At 39.4% G+C, this 18,056-nt stretch carries 16 protein-coding genes, 2 tRNA genes and 1 pseudogene; 13 read left to right on the top strand and 6 right to left on the bottom strand.

Features of this window, described 5'->3' with window-relative positions:
- Nucleotides 1-72 (top strand) — tRNA-Pro (locus tag QZ114_RS05835).
- Nucleotides 73-185: 113 nt separating this feature from the next.
- Here the strand turns inward: QZ114_RS05835 and QZ114_RS05830 are convergent.
- Nucleotides 186-1,453 (bottom strand): annotated as a pseudogene (locus QZ114_RS05830) (ISL3 family transposase).
- A gap of 617 nt (nucleotides 1,454-2,070) precedes the next feature.
- Between QZ114_RS05830 and QZ114_RS05825 the strand changes: the two are divergent.
- The gene (locus QZ114_RS05825; protein WP_295500828.1) at nucleotides 2,071-4,176 is read left to right on the top strand and encodes an AAA family ATPase; all 2,106 of its coding nucleotides are present in this window, start codon (nucleotides 2,071-2,073) and stop codon (nucleotides 4,174-4,176) included.
- A gap of 60 nt (nucleotides 4,177-4,236) precedes the next feature.
- Here QZ114_RS05825 and QZ114_RS05820 read toward each other — a convergent pair whose 3' ends face one another.
- Complete coding sequence (locus tag QZ114_RS05820; protein WP_295500825.1) at nucleotides 4,237-4,719, bottom strand: S-ribosylhomocysteine lyase; 483 nt, start codon at nucleotides 4,717-4,719, stop codon at nucleotides 4,237-4,239.
- A 109-nt stretch (nucleotides 4,720-4,828) separates the two neighbouring features.
- Nucleotides 4,829-6,313, bottom strand: coding sequence for a DUF1846 domain-containing protein (locus QZ114_RS05815; RefSeq protein WP_295500822.1), 1,485 nt, complete (start codon nucleotides 6,311-6,313; stop codon nucleotides 4,829-4,831).
- Nucleotides 6,314-6,680: 367 nt separating this feature from the next.
- Here QZ114_RS05815 and QZ114_RS05810 point away from each other — a divergent pair, with 367 nt between their 5' ends.
- Nucleotides 6,681-8,648, top strand: coding sequence for a peptide ABC transporter substrate-binding protein (locus tag QZ114_RS05810; RefSeq protein WP_295500819.1), 1,968 nt, complete (start codon nucleotides 6,681-6,683; stop codon nucleotides 8,646-8,648).
- Nucleotides 8,649-8,785: 137 nt separating this feature from the next.
- Here the strand turns inward: QZ114_RS05810 and QZ114_RS05805 are convergent, their stop codons facing one another.
- Entirely contained in the window at nucleotides 8,786-8,932 is a 147-nt protein-coding gene (locus tag QZ114_RS05805; protein ID WP_295500816.1) for a transposase, read from the bottom strand.
- A gap of 314 nt (nucleotides 8,933-9,246) precedes the next feature.
- On the opposite strand from QZ114_RS05805, the gene QZ114_RS05800 reads away from it, so the two are divergent.
- From QZ114_RS05800 to QZ114_RS05765, 8 genes are all read left to right on the top strand, one after another.
- Entirely contained in the window at nucleotides 9,247-9,537 is a 291-nt protein-coding gene (locus QZ114_RS05800; RefSeq protein WP_295500814.1) for a DUF4651 domain-containing protein, read from the top strand.
- Complete coding sequence (locus QZ114_RS05795) at nucleotides 9,534-9,851, top strand: thioredoxin family protein (protein WP_000615777.1); 318 nt, start codon at nucleotides 9,534-9,536, stop codon at nucleotides 9,849-9,851. Before QZ114_RS05800 ends, QZ114_RS05795 begins: the two co-directional genes overlap by 4 nt.
- A gap of 15 nt (nucleotides 9,852-9,866) precedes the next feature.
- On the top strand, nucleotides 9,867-10,493 hold the full coding sequence (gene ytpR, locus QZ114_RS05790; RefSeq protein WP_295500811.1) for a YtpR family tRNA-binding protein: 627 nt from the start codon (nucleotides 9,867-9,869) through the stop codon (nucleotides 10,491-10,493).
- Nucleotides 10,494-10,534: 41 nt separating this feature from the next.
- Entirely contained in the window at nucleotides 10,535-11,296 is a 762-nt protein-coding gene (locus QZ114_RS05785) for an SDR family NAD(P)-dependent oxidoreductase (protein WP_295500809.1), read from the top strand.
- Between the two features lie 77 nt (nucleotides 11,297-11,373).
- Nucleotides 11,374-11,769 carry a single-stranded DNA-binding protein gene (locus QZ114_RS05780; protein WP_295500807.1) on the top strand — a complete coding sequence of 132 codons (396 nt, stop codon included), beginning with the start codon at nucleotides 11,374-11,376 and terminating at the stop codon, nucleotides 11,767-11,769.
- 269 nt (nucleotides 11,770-12,038) lie between these two features.
- On the top strand, nucleotides 12,039-12,323 hold the full coding sequence (gene groES, locus QZ114_RS05775; protein ID WP_054384831.1) for a co-chaperone GroES: 285 nt from the start codon (nucleotides 12,039-12,041) through the stop codon (nucleotides 12,321-12,323).
- 15 nt (nucleotides 12,324-12,338) lie between these two features.
- The gene (groL, locus tag QZ114_RS05770) at nucleotides 12,339-13,961 is read left to right on the top strand and encodes a chaperonin GroEL (protein ID WP_295500804.1); all 1,623 of its coding nucleotides are present in this window, start codon (nucleotides 12,339-12,341) and stop codon (nucleotides 13,959-13,961) included.
- Between the two features lie 137 nt (nucleotides 13,962-14,098).
- Nucleotides 14,099-14,866, top strand: a complete 768-nt coding sequence (locus QZ114_RS05765; protein ID WP_295500802.1) for an epoxyqueuosine reductase QueH — start codon at nucleotides 14,099-14,101, stop codon at nucleotides 14,864-14,866.
- Nucleotides 14,867-15,086: 220 nt separating this feature from the next.
- On the opposite strand, the gene QZ114_RS05760 is transcribed toward QZ114_RS05765, so the two are convergent.
- A complete protein-coding gene (locus QZ114_RS05760; protein ID WP_295500800.1) occupies nucleotides 15,087-15,620 on the bottom strand; it encodes a DUF402 domain-containing protein in 534 nt (177 codons plus the stop codon).
- Nucleotides 15,621-15,707: 87 nt separating this feature from the next.
- Complete coding sequence (gene recX, locus QZ114_RS05755) at nucleotides 15,708-16,484, bottom strand: recombination regulator RecX (RefSeq protein ID WP_295500798.1); 777 nt, start codon at nucleotides 16,482-16,484, stop codon at nucleotides 15,708-15,710.
- A 37-nt stretch (nucleotides 16,485-16,521) separates the two neighbouring features.
- Here recX and rlmD point away from each other — a divergent pair, with 37 nt between their 5' ends.
- Both rlmD and QZ114_RS05745 read left to right on the top strand, forming a co-directional pair.
- Nucleotides 16,522-17,883: a 23S rRNA (uracil(1939)-C(5))-methyltransferase RlmD gene (gene rlmD / locus QZ114_RS05750; protein WP_295500796.1), complete on the top strand. Its 1,362-nt coding sequence runs from the start codon at nucleotides 16,522-16,524 to the stop codon at nucleotides 17,881-17,883.
- A 102-nt stretch (nucleotides 17,884-17,985) separates the two neighbouring features.
- A tRNA-Glu gene (locus tag QZ114_RS05745) sits at nucleotides 17,986-18,056 on the top strand.

Below are 18,056 nucleotides of genomic sequence, written 5' to 3'. Positions count from 1 at the left end.
GGAAGTAGCTCAGCTTGGTAGAGTACTTGGTTTGGGACCAAGGTGTCGCAGGTTCGAATCCTGTCTTCCCGATATACAGAAGATACCATAGGTATCTTTTTTCGTTATGTGACTTTCAGTCCGTCTCGCTCCGCTAGGTGCGAGACAAATAGGCTCTTTGTCAACTGTAGTGGATTGAAGAAAAGCTAAGCTCGAGAAAGGACAAATTTCGTCCTTTCTTTTTTGATGTTAAGAGCGATAAAAACCCGTTTTTTGAAGTTTTCGAAGTTCCGAAAACCAAAGGCATTGCGCTTGATAAGTTTGATGAGAATATTGGTCGATTCCAATTTTGCGTTAGAATAGGGTAGTTGAAGGGCATTAACGATTTTCTCTTTGTTCTTTAGAAAGGTTTTAAAGACAGTCTGAAAAAGAGGATGAATCTGCTTTAGATTGTCCTCAATGAGTTCGAAAAATTTGTCAGGTTCCTTATTCTGAAAGTGAAAAAGTAAGAGCTGATAGAGATTATAGTGGAGTTTCAAGTTCTCTGAATAACTCAAAAGCTTGACTAGTATCTCTTTATTGGTTAAGTGCATACGAAAAGTAGGGCGATAAAAACGTTTATCGCTAAGTTTACGACTATCCTGTTGAATGAGCTTCCAGTAGCGCTTGATAGCCTTGTATTCATGAGATTTTCGCTTAAATTGATTCATGATTTGAACACGTACACGACTCATAGCACGACTTAGATGTTGGAGTAAAACAGTCTGGGAGACTGTTTCAGCCTGAGCCTAGAAATTCGAAAGCGAAGCTGTTTAGCCAAGTCATAGTAAGGGCTAAACATATCCATAGTAATGATTTTCACTCGACATAGGACGGCTCTATCATATTTAAGAAAGTGATTTCGAATGATAGCTTGTGTTCTCCCCTCAAGAACAGTGACAATATTGAGCTTATCAAAATCTTGCGCAATGAAACTCATCTTTCCCTTAGTGAAGGCATACTCGTCCCAGGACATAATCTCAGGAAGACGAGAAAAATCATGCTTAAAACGGCAGTCATTGAGCTTGCGAATGACAGTTGAAGTTGAAATAGACAACTGATGAGCAATGTCGGTCATAGAAGTTTTTTCAATCAGCTTCTGAGCAATTTTTTGCTTGATAATACGAGGAATTTGGTGATTTTTCTTGACGATAGAAGTCTCAGCGACCATCATTTTAGCGCAATGATAGCACTTGAAACGGCGCTTTTTCAGAAGAATTCTAGTAGGCATACCAGTCGTTTCAAGGTAAGGAATCTTAGACGGTTTTTGAAAGTCATATTTCTTCATTTGGTTTCCGCAATCAGGACAAGGTGGGGCATTATAATCCAGTCTAGCGATGATTTCCTTGTGTGAATCCCTATTGATGACATCCATAAATTGGATATTAGGGTCTTTAATGTCTAGTAGTTTTGTGATAAAATGTAATTGTTCCATATGATTCTTTCTAATGATGGTTTGGTTGCTTTTCATTATAGGTCATATGGGACTTTTTTTCTACAACAAAATAGGCTCTATAATATCTATAGGGGATTTACCCACTATAAATATTATAGAGTCAAATATAAAAAGCGAACAAAACCAGTTATCTGATACTCAGAATTCTGTTTTTGTTCGTTTTTTGTATAATATATCGATTTTAAAATTTTATAATAAAGAATTCCTAAAATCAAAATCTTTTTATCTCAGCCTCGGTGATTTGGGCTTATAGTCATGGTACAAACCACCCGTTTGACGGGTGATCATAATTTATGTTTAAAAATGGTCAATTTTAGTCAAACAAAGTTGTTGACTTTTACTGACCAAAGTGTTATATTAGGAACGTAAGGTAAATGAAAGCCTTACTAGAACACTTATTTAAAGTAAAATAGAAAGAGGTGGGTCTATGTTTAATCTAGAAATCTTCAGAAGTAAAGATAGTCTACTCCTGCTTGAAAAAGAAAAACCAGAAATTGTGCTCAGAGTAGCTTGTTAGCTAGTCTAAATTTTTTAAAACAAAAGTCAAAGTTAGTCAATATCAGTAATGATAAGTAAGTAATAAAGAGGTAATCAATATGAACAACAATTTTAATAATTTTAACAACATGGATGATTTATTTAATCAATTGATGGGAGGGATGCGAGGATATAGTTCTGAAAACCGTCGCTACCTAATCAATGGACGTGAAGTAACACCGGAAGAATTTGCCCACTATCGTGCAACAGGAGAGTTGAAAGGTCAGATGGAATCGGATGCACAAATGTCTGAAAAGGCAGGAGTTGTGAAACAAGATGGTCTCCTTGCTAAACTAGGTCGTAACTTGACAGCAGAAGCTCGCGAGGGCAAGCTGGATCCTGTTATTGGCCGAAACAAGGAAATTCAAGAGACTTCTGAGATTCTATCTCGTCGAACTAAAAACAACCCTGTTCTTGTCGGGGATGCAGGGGTTGGTAAAACGGCAGTGGTTGAAGGACTAGCCCAAGCTATTGTAAATGGAGATGTTCCAGCTGCTATTAAGAACAAGGAAATTATTTCCATTGATATCTCAGGCCTTGAGGCTGGGACTCAATACCGTGGTAGCTTTGAAGAAAATGTTCAAAACCTAGTCAATGAAGTGAAAGCAGCAGGGAATATTATCCTCTTCTTTGATGAAATTCACCAAATCCTCGGTGCTGGTTCTACTGGAGGTGACAGTGGTTCTAAGGGGCTTGCAGACATTCTCAAGCCAGCCCTCTCTCGTGGAGAATTGACCGTGATTGGGGCAACGACTCAAGACGAATATCGTAACACTATCTTGAAGAATGCAGCTCTTGCTCGTCGTTTCAACGAAGTCAAGGTTAATGCTCCTTCTGCAGAGGATACCTTTAAAATCCTTCAAGGAATTCGTGACCTCTATCAAGAACACCATAATGTTATCCTGCCCGATCAAGTGTTGAAAGCAGCAGTAGATTATTCTGTCCAGTATATTCCGCAACGTAGCTTGCCAGATAAGGCTATTGACCTTGTCGATGTTACGGCAGCTCACTTGGCAGCACAACATCCAGTAACAGATGTGCATGCTGTTGAACGTGAAATAGAGGTAGAAAAAGACAAGCAAGAAAAAGCAGTTGAGGCTGAAGATTTTGAAGCAGCTCTAAACTATAAAACACGCATCGCAGAATTGGAAAAGAAAATCGAAAACCACACAGAAGATATGAAGGTGACGGCTACTGTCAATGATGTGGCTGAGTCTGTAGAGCGAATGACAGGGATTCCAGTATCTCAAATGGGTGCATCTGACATTGAACGTCTCAAAGATATGGCTCATCGCCTGCAAGACAAGGTAATCGGTCAAGATAAGGCAGTTGAAGCTGTAGCCCGTGCCATCCGTCGTAACCGTGCTGGTTTTGATGAAGGTAATCGCCCAATTGGTAGCTTCCTCTTTGTAGGTCCAACTGGGGTTGGTAAGACGGAGCTTGCTAAGCAATTGGCGCTAGATATGTTTGGTACCAAGGATGCTATCATCCGTTTGGATATGTCTGAGTATAGTGACCGCACAGCTGTTTCTAAGCTAATTGGTACAACAGCAGGCTATGTGGGTTATGATGACAATAGCAATACCTTAACAGAACGTGTTCGTCGCAATCCATACTCTATCATTCTCTTAGATGAAATTGAAAAGGCTGATCCTCAAGTCATTACCCTTCTCCTCCAAGTCCTAGATGATGGTCGTTTGACAGATGGTCAGGGAAATACAGTAAACTTCAAGAACACTGTCATTATCGCGACATCAAATGCTGGATTTGGCTATGAAGCTAACTTGACAGAAGATGCGGATAAACCAGAGTTGATGGATCGTTTGAAACCATTCTTCCGTCCAGAATTCCTCAACCGCTTTAACGCAGTTATCGAGTTCTCACACTTGACCAAGGAAGACCTTTCTAAGATTGTGGACTTGATGTTGGCTGAAGTCAACCAAACCTTGGCCAAGAAAAACATTGACTTGGCAGTCAGTCAAGTGGCTAAAGACTATATCACAGAAGAAGGCTATGATGAAGTCATGGGTGTTCGACCTCTCCGTCGCATAGTTGAACAAGAAATTCGGGATAAGGTGACAGACTTCCACTTGGATCATTTAGATGCTAAACATCTGGAAGCAGATATGGAAGATGGCGTTTTGGTTATTAGGGAAATAGTTTAAAACAAATATTCAAGGATAAAAAAGAAGGAATCATCTGAAAAGACGGTTCCTTTTTTGCGATTAGATGACATGACGTTCAAAAGCGTCGTCGGAAATTCCTTGCTCTAAAATGAGTTTTGCCCATTCTTTGGCAGAAAAGAGGCTGTGGTCCTTGTAGTTTCCGCAAGACTCAATAGTTGTTCCTGGGACGTCTTCCCAAGTAGTGGTTTCGGCGATTTCTTTGAGCGAATCCTTGATAACAGCCGCAATATCAGCGCTGGTGTGGCGTCCCCACATAATCATATGAAAACCAGTACGACAACCAAACGGTGAACAATCGATCATACCGTCGATTCGTGTGCGGATGAGTTTTGCCAAGAGATGCTCAATCGTATGGAGTCCAGCAGTAGGGATAGAGTCCTCATTTGGCTGAACGAGACGAATATCATAGTTGGAGATGATATCTCCTTTTGGTCCTGTTTCTTCACCAATCAAGCGGACATAGGGTGCTTTAACAATGGTGTGATCTAGTTCAAAACTTTCAACAATAACTTCTTTTGACATGAGATTTCCTTTCAGTTTTCTTCCTTCATTATATCATAAAGACTGGTCTGGAGGTAGAAGGGAAGTTTACTAAGTAAAAACCCCTCCAAAATAGGAGAGGCTGAAATTCTTATTTACGATACAAGCGATCGTATTGGTAGTATGGGTCAAAGGTTACGTTTATACCCAATTTGCGAAGGACATTCTTGTCTTCATCGGTCAAGATAATAGTTGAGTGGGCTTCGCTTCCTTTGAGGTTACCAAGTTCTTCCATAGCGCGGGCAGCATCAGGATTTTCCGTAGCTGTGATAGCTAGTGCAATCAGGATTTCATTTGAATGAAGGCGTGGATTGCGACTACCTAGATGATCGATTTTAAGACCTTGAATCGGTTTGACAACTTCAGGTTCGATTAGTTTTACTTCTTTAGCAATGTCAGCTGATTTCTTGATAGCATTGATCAAGGCAGCGGCTGTAGGACCAAAGAGTTCTGAGTTCTTACCTGTGACGATTTCCCCAGTTGGCAATTCAAGGGCTAGGGCTGGTCCGCCAGTTTCTTCTGCTTTTTGATGTGCAGCAGCAGCAACCTTACGATCTGCAGGTGTGATGCCGAGGTCGTTCATAAGCAACTCGATTTTCTTGACAGCGCCTTCGCCAACTTTTTCGGCTTTGAAATCAAGAACTGTTTGATAGTAGCGGCGGATGATTTCTTGTTTAGAAGCTTCGACAGCAGCCTCATTGTCTGTAATAGCAAAACCAACCATGTTGACACCCATGTCTGTCGGAGAAGCGTATGGAGACTCTCCTAGAATGCGTTCCAACATGCGCTTGAGCACGGGGAAGATTTCAATATCGCGGTTGTAGTTGACAGTGGTCTCTCCGTAGGTTTGGAGATGGAAGGGGTCAATCATGTTGACATCGTCAAGATCCGCCGTTGCTGCTTCATAGGCCAAGTTAACGGGATGATGAAGGGGAAGATTCCAAACTGGGAATGTTTCAAATTTAGCGTAACCAGACTTGATACCATTGATTTGGTCGTGATACATATTAGACATACAAGTTGCCAATTTTCCAGAACCAGGTCCAGGAGCGGTTACGACAATCAGGTTGCGACTGGTTTTGATATAGTCGTTTTTCCCCATACCTTCTGGAGAAATAATGTGGTCCATATCAGTCGGATATCCTTTGATTGGATAATGAAGATAAGAGTCGATTCCGTTTTTCTCGAGTTGGTTGCGGAAGGTATCTGCAGCTGGTTGGCCAGCGTATTGTGTGATGACAACGGAGCCAACAAAAATTCCCAATTCATTGAATTTATCAATCAAACGAAGGACTTCTTGGTCATAAGAAATACCCAAGTCACCACGTGCCTTGGAATGCTCGATGTTGCTAGCATTAATGGCGATTACAACTTCAACTTGCTCTTTCAATTCTTGTAAGAGCTTGATTTTATTATCAGGCTCATAACCAGGAAGGACACGAGCGGCATGGAAATCTTCTAACATTTTTCCACCAAACTCCAAATAGAGTTTGCCGTCAAATTGATTGATACGCTCCAAAATATGGTCGCGTTGCAAGTTTAAATATTGTTCAGAACTAAAAGCTTGTTTTTTCATTTTTTTACCTCTGATCTCTATTATATAAAAAAATTGAGACTTAGGAAACTACGGAGTTAAAAAGAAATCAAAAAAATAGGAAAAGGAGTTATAGATTGGCACTAATTGAAATAAGATTATTTTAATTTTTTCTAATTACCCAACTATTTTCAAAGGACCACATGTTATTTTACAGAAAACAATGGAAAGATGATTCCAAGAAGGATGAAAAATCTTAGTAAATAGGATGATTTCTAATACGTTGATTTTTTAAAAGAGAATGAGGGGCAATTTTTAGAATTTTCAAAAAAATCATATAAAACCCCTTTACTTTTAGGTCTGAAATAGGTTATAATAGTAAAAAATACTATATTAAAGGAGATCGTCTATGAAATCTAAAAAGTGGCTTTTGGGAGCAGGATTAATTTTAAGTTCGGCCTTTTTGGTAACGGCTTGTGCCCAAAGTGATAAGAAAGCAGATATACCTAAAAGTTTTTCTTATGTTTATGCGGTTGATCCTTCATCCTTAGACTATAGTGTTACAAGCAAAACATCAACTTCAGATGTAATTGGGAATGTAGTAGATGGACTTTTAGAAAATGATAAATATGGAAACTTCATACCGTCTCTTGCTGAAGATTGGACCGTTTCTAAAGATGGTTTAACTTATACTTACAAGCTTCGCAAAGGTGTTAAATGGTATACTTCTGAAGGTGAAGAGTACGCTGAAGTGAAAGCGCAAGATTTTGTTACAGGTCTCAAACATGCAGCCGATGGAAAATCTGATGGTCTTTCTTTGGTTGAGAAATCGATCAAAGGATTGGAAGCTTATGTCAGTGGAGAGACAAATGATTTCTCTACTGTAGGTGTGAAGGCTCTGGATGATTATACTGTAGAATACACCTTAAATAAGCCAGAAAGCTTTTGGAATTCAAAAGTTACTACGGCAACCATGCTTCCAGTAAATGAAGAATTTTTGAATGCCAAAGGCAAGGATTATGGGGTACCAACTCCATCAAGTATTCTCTACAATGGTCCCTATGTGCTGAAATCTTTGATTTCTAAATCTGTCATTGAATATGAAAAGAATCCTAATTACTGGGACAAGGAAAATGTTAAAGTTGATCATGTCAAATTAACATTCTATGACGGTTCAGATCAGGAATCTTTAATTCGAAGCTTCGATTCTGGAGCATATAATACGGCTAGATTATTCCCAAATAGTTCTAATTTTGCATCCACTAAAGAAAAATATGGGAATCAAATTATCTATAGCCCTCAGGAAGCGACTAGTTACTATTTCACTTTTAATGTAAATCGTCAATCGTATAACAAAACTGCGAAAACTGATGAAACACAAAAAACATCTACAAAAGAAGCTTTGCTTAATAAAAACTTCCGTCAGGCAATCAACTTTGCCTTTAATCGTCATGCTTATACTGCGCAGTTAAATGGCGAAGAGGGTGCGGATAAGATTATTCGTAACAGTTTAGTGCCAGACAATTACGTTCAAGTAGGTGAAAAGACATTCGGTCAACTTGCTCAGGCTGAATTGCAGCAATACGGCGACCAGTGGAAAGATGTAACTCTGAATGATGGTAAGGACACTATTTATAACTCACAGAAGGCTAAAGCTGCATTTGAAAAAGCTAAGTCAGAGTTACAATCAAACGGAGTTACTTTCCCAATTCATTTGGATGTTCCAGTTGAACAGACTGATGTTGTTGCTGTACAGCAAACAAATTCCATGAAACAATCAATTGAGGAAACTCTTGGAACTGAGAATGTGGTTGTTGATGTCCTACAAATGACAGATAACGAAAAGGAAAGTATTACTTCACAAGCCAAGGTTCCAACTCAGAAAGATTACGATTTGAATGGGACAGGTTGGGGCCCAGATTATCAAGATCCAGCCACCTATCTCAATATTTTGGATGCTAAGAAAGGATCAGCTCTAAAACACTTAGGTATTACCAAAGGCAAAGATCCAGAAGTAGTAGCTAAAGTTGGATTGGATGAGTATAAAAAACTGTTAGATGATGCAGCATCTGAAACAAATGATTTAAATAAACGCTACGAAAAATATGCTAAGGCACAGGCCTGGGTTACTGATAGTTCTCTTCTTATTCCAGTTGCCTCTTCAGGAGGATCACCGATGGTTAGTCGTGCTGTTCCATTTACGAAAGCCTATTCACAGGTTGGTATCAAAGGAGATCCATTTATTTTTAAAGGTTTAGAGCTTAAAAATGATATCGTGACAACCAAAGAGTACGAAGAAGCACTTAAAAAATGGCAAAAGGAAAAATTGGAATCAAACGCTCAATATCAAAAAGACCTAGAAAAGCATGTGAAATAAAAGTTCAACTATTGATTGAAAGTGGATTCCTTAATTAGAGTACAGGCTATGAGAATATAGTTCGTATAAGAGTCTGAGACAAAATAGTTCTCAGCCACAAAAAAACTAGAGATTTCCAATTGTGGAACTCTAGCTTTTTAGTTTTGAGTCGTTGTCTTATTGTATTTTAGGAGGTTATTGGCCATAAGTACTAATCCCATGTCAATTCTCACTTGACGCTTCCCTCTCAGATTACATCTCTTGTAACCGAAACAAGCCTTTATCTTCCCAAAGACAGGTTCCACATCAATCTTGCGTTGAGCGAAAATCCGTCTACCTTGGGGAGATAAAAACGCCTGACTTTCTTTAGCTTTTCAAGTCTTGATAGCGTTCGTTCATATACAGTCCCTTTTGTCCTGCTCCTGTTTTAATTAGCTATAAAATTTTAAAATCGATAGATTAGACAAAAAAACGAACAAAACAGAATTCTGAGTGTCAGATAACTCGTTTTGTTCGCTTTTTATATTTAAGGTTAGACTATTGTCCCAGACTCTTTTTACTTGCTTTTCTGTTGCTTCCTCATTTGTCCTGAAGCCTTTTTTGTGTTAAAATGAAGGGTATGAAAACTAAAAAAATGTGGATGGCAGGCTTGGCTCTGCTTGGTATCGGAAGCCTTGCTCTTGCTACGAAAAAAGTTGCAGATGACCGTAAGCTCATGAAGACTCAGGAAGAGTTGACTGAGATTGTGCGAGACCATTTTTCAGATATGGGGGAAATTGCGACCCTCTATGTTCAAGTTTATGAAAGTAGTCTGGAGAGCTTAGTTGGTGGCGTCATTTTTGAGGATGGCCGTCATTATACCTTTGTCTATGAAAATGGAGACCTGGTCTATGAGGAGGAAGTCTTATGATACAACCAGCAAGTTTAGAAGAATTGGCATCTTTAGTAGAGAAAGATGGCAAAAAAGTCTTTCTTTTTGTGGCAGACTGGTGTGGTGATTGTCGTTATATCTATCCTGCCTTGCCAGAAATTGAGGAGACCAATCCAGAGTTCACCTTTATTCGCGTGGATCGAGACCAGTACATGGATCTAGCTAAACTCTGGGATGTTTACGGAATTCCTAGCCTTGTTGTTCTAGAAAAAGACAAGGAAATCGGCCGTTTTGTCAATCGCGACCGTAAAAGCAAGCAACAAATCAATGACTTTTTAGCAGGACTGAAATAGGAGAAAAGAGAAATAATGATTTTTACATATAACAAAGAGCATGTCGGCGATGTCCTTATGGTCATCGTGAAAAATAGTGGAGATGCCAAACTGGATGTGGAGTGCAAAGGCAAGGTAGCTCGTGTTTTCCTCAAAGAGAATGGGGAAACAGTGGCTTGGAATATTTTTGAAGTTTCAAGTTTATTTGAAATTGCAGAGCGCGGTCAAGTCTTTTTGACAGATGAGCAAGTTGCTCGTTTGAACCAAGAATTACAAACGGAAGGTTTTGCAGAAGAAATTGTTAATGACAAGGAACCTAAGTTTGTTGTTGGTGAAATTGTCGAGATGGTAGCTCATCCAGATAGTGACCACCTCAACATCTGCCAAGTTGCAGTCGCAAATGACAAGACAGTGCAAATTGTTGCAGGGGCTCCTAATGCGCGTGTTGGATTGAAAACCATTGTAGCTCTTCCTGGAGCAATGATGCCAAAAGGCAATCTCATTTTCCCAGGCGAGCTTCGTGGCGAAAAGAGTTTTGGCATGATGTGTAGCCCTCGTGAACTTGCCTTGCCAAATGCTCCGCAAAAACGTGGGGTGCTTGAATTATCAGAAGAGCAAGTTGTCGGAACTCCCTTTGACCCAGTGAAGCACTGGACTGCCTAGGAACTTGTCAGTATCTGATAGACCAGATAGAAGGAAATAAGATGGCAAAAAATGTTGTGATTACAGGAGCGACATCAGGAATTGGTGAAGCGATTGCGCGTGCTTATCTGGAGCAGGGGGAGAATGTTGTTCTAACAGGGCGACGGACAGACAGATTAGAGGCTCTCAAGTCAGAGTTTGCAGCAACATATCCAAATCAAACAGTTTGGATCTTTCCACTGGATGTGACGGATATGACCATGGTCAAGACTGTCTGCTCCGATATTCTAGAAACGATAGGGCAGATTGATATTTTGGTCAACAACGCTGGACTAGCTCTTGGCTTGGCTCCCTATCAAGACTATGAAGAATTGGATATGCTGACTATGCTGGATACCAATGTCAAAGGTTTGATGGCAGTCACTCGCTGTTTCTTGCCTGCAATGGTAAAAGCCAATCAGGGTCATGTTATCAATATGGGGTCGACCGCAGGTATCTACGCTTATGCAGGTGCAGCAGTCTACTCAGCCACCAAGGCAGCAGTTAAGACCTTTTCAGATGGTCTGCGAATTGATACCATAGCAACGGATATCAAGGTGACAACCATTCAGCCAGGGATTGTCGAAACAGATTTTTCGACGGTACGTTTTCACGGTGATAAAGAACGAGCTGCGACGGTTTATCAGGGAATAGAAGCCTTGCAAGCTCAGGATATTGCAGACACAGTAGTCTATGTGACCAGTCAACCTCGCCGTGTGCAGATTACAGATATGACCATTATGGCCAATCAACAGGCGACAGGTTTCATGGTTCATAAAAAGTAAAAAATTTTCTCGAAAAGTTACAAATATCTGTAACTTTTTTTGATTTCCTACGAATAGATAAGTAGGAGGAAGAAAATATGTATAATAAAGTTATCTTGATTGGACGTTTAACGTCTACACCAGAATTGCACAAAACCAACAATGACAAGTCAGTAGCTCGAGCGACTATTGCAGTCAACCGCCGTTACAAAGACCAAAATGGTGAACGCGAAGCTGACTTTGTTAACATTGTCCTATGGGGCAGATTAGCAGAAAGCTTGGCAAGCTACGCAACAAAAGGTAGTCTCATTTCCGTTGATGGAGAATTGCGCACTCGTCGCTTTGAGAAAAATGGTCAAATGAACTATGTGACCGAGGTACTTGTGACAGGATTCCAACTATTGGAAAGTCGTGCCCAACGTGCCATGCGTGAAAATAATGCAGGTCAAGACCTAGCGGACTTGGTATTGGAAGAGGAGGAATTGCCATTTTAATACTCTTCGAAGATCTCTTCAAACCAAGTCAGATTCATCCACAACCTCAAAGCTGTGCTTTGAGTAGCCTGGGGTTAGCTTCCTAGTTTACTCTTTGATTTTCATTGAGTATAAACATTGAAAAGTCTGAGTTGGTCTCAGGCTTTTTATCTTGAGAAAGTCAGACTTTTTTCTTGACTATTTCTGACCAAGTGATACAATAGAACTATGAATTAGCACTCATGTGTAAAGAGTGCTAATAATTTCTATTTCATCATGGAGGAAAACAGATGTTGAAACCATTAGGAGACCGTGTGGTCTTAAAAATCGAAGAAAAAGAACAAACTGTTGGAGGTTTTGTCCTTGCAGGTTCAGCCCAAGAAAAAACAAAAACAGCTCAAGTTGTGGCTACAGGACAAGGTGTTCGTACCTTGAATGGTGACTTGGTTGCTCCAAGTGTTAAAGCTGGAGACCGTGTCTTAGTTGAAGCCCACGCAGGTCTTGATGTCAAAGATGGTGATGAAAAGTACGTCATCGTAGGTGAAGCTAACATCTTGGCAATCATTGAAGAATAGAAGGAGAAAGTAAGTATGTCAAAAGAAATTAAATTTTCATCAGATGCCCGTTCAGCTATGGTTCGTGGTGTCGATATCCTTGCAGATACTGTTAAAGTAACCTTGGGACCAAAAGGTCGTAACGTTGTGCTTGAAAAATCATTTGGCTCACCATTGATTACCAATGACGGTGTGACTATTGCCAAAGAAATTGAATTAGAAGACCATTTTGAAAACATGGGTGCCAAATTGGTATCAGAAGTAGCTTCAAAAACCAATGATATCGCAGGTGACGGGACTACAACTGCAACTGTTTTGACCCAAGCAATTGTCCGTGAAGGAATCAAAAACGTTACTGCTGGAGCAAATCCAATCGGCATTCGTCGTGGGATTGAAACAGCAGTTGCTGCAGCAGTTGAAGCCTTGAAAAACAATGCTATTCCTGTTGCCAACAAAGAAGCCATCGCTCAGGTTGCTGCCGTATCTTCTCGTTCTGAAAAAGTCGGTGAGTACATTTCTGAAGCTATGGAAAAAGTTGGCAAAGATGGTGTTATCACTATCGAAGAGTCACGTGGTATGGAGACTGAACTTGAAGTGGTTGAAGGAATGCAGTTCGACCGCGGTTACCTTTCACAGTACATGGTGACAGATAGTGAGAAAATGGTGGCTGACCTTGAAAATCCATACATTTTGATTACAGATAAGAAGATTTCCAATATTCAAGAAATCTTGCCACTATTAGAAAGTATTCTCCAAACTAGTCGTCCACTCTTGATTGTTGCGGATGATGTGGATGGTGAAGCTCTTCCGACTCTTGTTTTGAACAAGATTCGTGGTACCTTTAATGTAGTAGCTGTTAAGGCTCCTGGTTTCGGTGACCGTCGCAAAGCCATGCTTGAAGATATCGCCATTTTGACAGGTGGAACAGTTATCACAGAAGACCTTGGTCTTGAGTTGAAAGATGCGACAATTGAAGCTCTTGGTCAAGCAGCGAGAGTGACCGTGGACAAAGATAGCACGGTTATCGTAGAAGGTGCTGGAAATCCTGAAGCTATTTCCCACCGTGTTGCAGTTATCAAGTCTCAAATCGAAACCACAACTTCTGAATTTGACCGTGAAAAATTGCAAGAACGCTTGGCCAAATTATCAGGTGGTGTCGCTGTTATCAAGGTTGGTGCTGCAACTGAAACGGAGTTGAAAGAAATGAAACTCCGCATTGAAGATGCCCTCAACGCTACTCGTGCAGCTGTTGAAGAAGGAATCGTTGCTGGTGGTGGAACAGCCCTTGTAAATGTTATCCCAGCTGTGGCGAATTTGGAATTGACAGGAGATGAAGCAACAGGACGTAATATTGTTCTCCGTGCATTGGAAGAACCAGTCCGTCAAATTGCACATAATGCAGGATTTGAAGGTTCTATCGTTATCGACCGCTTGAAGAATGCTGAAGTTGGGACAGGCTTCAACGCGGCAACCGGCGAGTGGGTTAATATGATTGATCAAGGGATTATTGATCCAGTTAAAGTCAGTCGTTCAGCCCTACAAAATGCAGCATCTGTAGCCAGCTTGATTTTGACAACAGAAGCAGTCGTAGCCAATAAACCAGAACCAGCAACCCCAGCTCCAGCCATGGATCCAAGTATGATGGGCGGCATGATGTAATCTTTCTGTAGAAAGTAACTTATAAAAAACACAAAAGGAGGGAATGTTTATCCCTCCTTTTTATGATATTCATTTCTAAATAGATTTGAGCTCTCCTAACTTATATGATAAAATAAGACTAGAAAAAGGAGAAGAACATGATCGATGTAGAAGAAATTCTGAGTAAGATGAACCCCAATCAGAAGATTAATTATGACCGTGTTATGCAGAAGATGGTACAAGTATGGGAGAAAAATGAGCAACGTCCAACTATTCTCATGCATGTTTGCTGTGCTCCTTGCAGTACCTATACCCTAGAATATTTGACCAAGTATGCAGCTGTGACTATCTATTTTGCCAATTCTAATATCCATCCCAAGGCAGAATACCATAAACGAGCCTATGTTACCAAGAAATTTGTCAGTGATTTTAATGAGCGAACAGGAAATACGGTCCAGTATCTAGAAGCTCCCTACGAACCAAATGAATATCGAAAACTAGTTAGGGGGCTAGAGGAAGAACCAGAAGGTGGTGACCGTTGCAAGGTGTGCTTTGACTACCGACTGGATAAGACAGCACAAGTGGCTATGGACTTGGGCTTTGACTACTTCGGTTCGGCTTTAACCATCAGTCCTCATAAGAATTCTCAAACCATCAACAGCATCGGAATCGATGTGCAAAAAATTTATACCACCCACTATCTTCCCAGCGATTTCAAGAAAAATCAGGGTTACAAACGTTCAGTAGAGATGTGTGAAGAGTATGATATCTACCGTCAATGTTATTGTGGATGTGTCTATGCAGCACAAGCCCAGAATATTGACCTGGTTCAAGTTAAGAAGGATGCCTCAGCTTTCTTGCTGGATAAGGATGTTGAAAAAGACTATTCCCACATCAAATTTACTGTTACTAAATTAGATATATAGAGACCAACCCAGCTGAAAAACTGGGTTTTATACTCTTCGAAAATCTCTTCAAACCACGTCAGCGTCGCCTTACCGTATATATGTTACTGACTTCGTCAGTTCTATCTACAACCTCAAAGCAGTGCTTTGAGCAACCTGCGGCTAGCTTCCTAGTTTGCTTTTTGATTTTCATTGAGTATTAAAACAAAAAAACCAGGATTTTCACCCTAGTTTGACAACTTTACCGATTCTTTAGTTCTACATAGCGCTTGTACCAAATGTTGACATAGGCTTCTGAGAAAGGACCGCGTTCATTGTTAATCCAATCAACAAGAATTTTGACATGTTCTTTCAAAATATAGTCTAAATCATCAGAATAATGCATTTTGCGTTTGTGGCGTTCATATTCTTCCACATCTAAAAGACGCTTTTCCCCATCTGTGAAAATTTTGACATCCAAATCATAATCAATGTATTTCAGCGCTTCTTCATCCAGATAGTAGGGACTAGCCATATTGCAATAGTAGGAAATTCCATTATCACGAATCATGGCAATGATATTAAACCAATATTTCTTGTGAAAGTAAACAATAGCAGGTTCTCTAGTCACCCAACGACGACCATCACTTTCGGTAACCAGTGTATGATCGTTAACACCAATAATGGCGTTCTCTGTTGTTTTTAGTACCATGGTGTCTCGCCAAGTGCGGTGGAGACTCCCATCATGCTTATAACTTTGAATTGTAATAAAGTCGCCTTCTTTTGGAAGCTTCATAACTAACCAACTTTCTACAATTTATAAGTTTATCGTTTACTATTGTACCATAAAATAGCCCAAAATTTATGAATTTTATCTAAAAAATTAAAGATATTCTCTGAGGGCGCTAGCTATATCTGAAAAATCATAGCCTTTTCTAGCTAAAACCTGAGTTAATCTCTGTTTAAGTTCGTATCCTTCATATTTTCGAGCATACTTAGTATATTGCTTATCAAGCTCCTTGAAGATGAGTTCCTGAGTAGTGTCTTCGTCAACTTGACTATCCAACTGTTCAAAAGCCCATTTTGCATCTGCATAAGAAAAGCCTTTGTTAGCGAGGTTTTGAATGATTTTTTCTTGTAGGGCACGAGCTGGGAGTTTTCCATCATACTTTTTAAAGAGTTTTTCAGCAATACGTTGAGCAACTTGAGAGAAATCAAATTCATTCAAGACCTCCTCAACGGTAGTTTTAACAACACCTTTTTGCGATAGTTTTTGAAGTAGCGAATAAGGCCCCTTATCACCAGAGAGTTGGTTGGCATTGACGATGGTATAGGCATATTGACGGTCGTTTATCCAATTGTCTTCTTTAAGATTTGAAATGACTTGCGAAGCTATTTGAAGATCAATATTATGTTTATTTAGGTATTCTCTAACCTCTTTTTCAGTGCGTGCTTTAAAGGAAAGATGATAAAGTGCCAGGTTTTTAGCATAAGAGAATTGAGCGAATGCTTGGATTTTATCAAATTCTTGTTGGGTAATAATCTTATCTCTAGACAACATAAAACGGACAATAGTATCTTCTGTTATATAGTATTTTTGTTGAGAGTCTAGCTCCATCAGATAAAGTTTTTTCTTCTTTTCAAGTTTTGTGATTTTCATGTTTCTATTATATCGTAAAATGTGATAAGATAGGGATATGAATCTGAAAGTGAAACAAAAAATACCATTAAAAATCAAGCGGATGGGAATCAATGGAGAGGGGATTGGATTTTATCAAAAAACCTTAATTTTTGTACCAGGAGCCCTCAAAGGAGAAGACATCTATTGCGAAATTACTTCTATTAAACGTAATTTTGCAGAAGCAAGATTACTAAAGGTTAATAAAAAGTCAAAATTCCGAGTAGTACCCGCTTGTACAATCTATAATGAATGTGGTGGCTGTCAAATAATGCATCTCCACTATGATAAACAACTAGAGTTCAAAACGGATTTGTTACACCAAGCACTTAAAAAATTTGCACCTGAAGGATATGAAAACTATGAGGTTCGTCCAACTATTGGTATGAAAGAACCAAAATACTATCGAGCAAAGTTGCAATTTCAAACTCGAAAATTTAAAAATCAAGTCAAGGCAGGTTTGTATGCACAAAATTCGCATTACTTGGTTGAATTGAAAGATTGTTTAGTTCAAGATAAGGAAACACAGGTTATTGCAAACCGCCTAGCAGAATTATTAACCTATCACCAGATACCAATTACAGATGAAAGAAAAAACTTAGGAATTCGTACTATTATGGTGCGTAGAGCTAAAAAGACTGGACAGGTTCAGATAATTATTGTTACAAATCGTCAGATCAATTTAAACCAGTTAATAAAAGACTTAGTTAAAGACTTTCCAGAAATAGTCACAGTTGCTGTTAATACCAATACTGCAAAAACAAGTGAAATATATGGGGATAAAACAGAAATCATCTGGGGACAAGACAGTATCCAAGAAGGTGTATTGGATTATGAGTTTGCTTTATCTCCTAGAGCTTTCTACCAACTTAATCCAGAGCAAACTGAAATTTTATATGGTGAAGCAGTCAAAGCTTTAGATGTCGGTCAAGAAGATAATTTGATTGATGCTTATTGTGGAGTCGGTACTATCGGATTTGCATTTGCTAGAAAAGTTAAAACTCTAAGAGGAATGGATATCATTCCTGAAGCTATCGAAGATGCCAAAAGAAATGCAAAAAGAATGGGATTTGACAATACCTATTATGAGGTAGGAATGGCAGAAGAGATTATTCCACGTTGGTATAAGGAAGGTTATCGAGCAGACGCCTTGATTGTAGATCCGCCACGAACTGGATTAGCTAATAAGTTAATAGATACTATTGTAAGTTATGCCCCAGAAAAAATGGTATATATCTCTTGTAACGTTTCAACATTAGCACGAGATTTAGTCAAATTAGTAAAGGTATATAATGTTGAATACATTCAGTCGGTAGATATGTTTCCACATACAGCTAGGACCGAGGCTATAGTCAAATTAAGAAGAAAAGTTAAAAAATAAATAGTCTATACTCAGTGAGCTAATATTTTATCAGAAAAAGTTAAAAAAGTAGTTGACAAGGAAGAAAAAGTGGGTATAATAGAAAGAGTTGAAAACAACTCAGGTCCGTTGGTCAAGGGGTTAAGACACCGCCTTTTCACGGCGGTAACACGGGTTCGAATCCCGTACGGACT

The organism is uncultured Streptococcus sp., assembly GCF_901875575.1.
Taxonomy (GTDB): Bacteria; Bacillota; Bacilli; order Lactobacillales; family Streptococcaceae; genus Streptococcus.
Note: the sequence above shows the minus strand (reverse complement) of the source record. Positions and strands in the feature narration are given on the sequence as shown.

What these genes read in the sequence shown, in the direction of transcription:
- QZ114_RS05825 (WP_295500828.1), top strand. Translation starts at nt 2,071, where the DNA reads ATGAACAACAATTTTAATAATTTTAACAACATGGATGATTTATTTAAT.
- groL (WP_295500804.1), top strand. Translation starts at nt 12,339, where the DNA reads ATGTCAAAAGAAATTAAATTTTCATCAGATGCCCGTTCAGCTATGGTT.
- groES (WP_054384831.1), top strand. Translation starts at nt 12,039, where the DNA reads ATGTTGAAACCATTAGGAGACCGTGTGGTCTTAAAAATCGAAGAAAAA.
- QZ114_RS05815 (WP_295500822.1), bottom strand. Translation starts at nt 6,313, where the DNA reads ATGAAAAAACAAGCTTTTAGTTCTGAACAATATTTAAACTTGCAACGC.
- QZ114_RS05800 (WP_295500814.1), top strand. Translation starts at nt 9,247, where the DNA reads ATGAAAACTAAAAAAATGTGGATGGCAGGCTTGGCTCTGCTTGGTATC.
- recX (WP_295500798.1), bottom strand. Translation starts at nt 16,484, where the DNA reads ATGAAAATCACAAAACTTGAAAAGAAGAAAAAACTTTATCTGATGGAG.
- QZ114_RS05780 (WP_295500807.1), top strand. Translation starts at nt 11,374, where the DNA reads ATGTATAATAAAGTTATCTTGATTGGACGTTTAACGTCTACACCAGAA.
- QZ114_RS05765 (WP_295500802.1), top strand. Translation starts at nt 14,099, where the DNA reads ATGATCGATGTAGAAGAAATTCTGAGTAAGATGAACCCCAATCAGAAG.
- ytpR (WP_295500811.1), top strand. Translation starts at nt 9,867, where the DNA reads ATGATTTTTACATATAACAAAGAGCATGTCGGCGATGTCCTTATGGTC.
- QZ114_RS05785 (WP_295500809.1), top strand. Translation starts at nt 10,535, where the DNA reads ATGGCAAAAAATGTTGTGATTACAGGAGCGACATCAGGAATTGGTGAA.
- rlmD (WP_295500796.1), top strand. Translation starts at nt 16,522, where the DNA reads ATGAATCTGAAAGTGAAACAAAAAATACCATTAAAAATCAAGCGGATG.
- QZ114_RS05795 (WP_000615777.1), top strand. Translation starts at nt 9,534, where the DNA reads ATGATACAACCAGCAAGTTTAGAAGAATTGGCATCTTTAGTAGAGAAA.
- QZ114_RS05760 (WP_295500800.1), bottom strand. Translation starts at nt 15,620, where the DNA reads ATGAAGCTTCCAAAAGAAGGCGACTTTATTACAATTCAAAGTTATAAG.
- QZ114_RS05810 (WP_295500819.1), top strand. Translation starts at nt 6,681, where the DNA reads ATGAAATCTAAAAAGTGGCTTTTGGGAGCAGGATTAATTTTAAGTTCG.
- QZ114_RS05820 (WP_295500825.1), bottom strand. Translation starts at nt 4,719, where the DNA reads ATGTCAAAAGAAGTTATTGTTGAAAGTTTTGAACTAGATCACACCATT.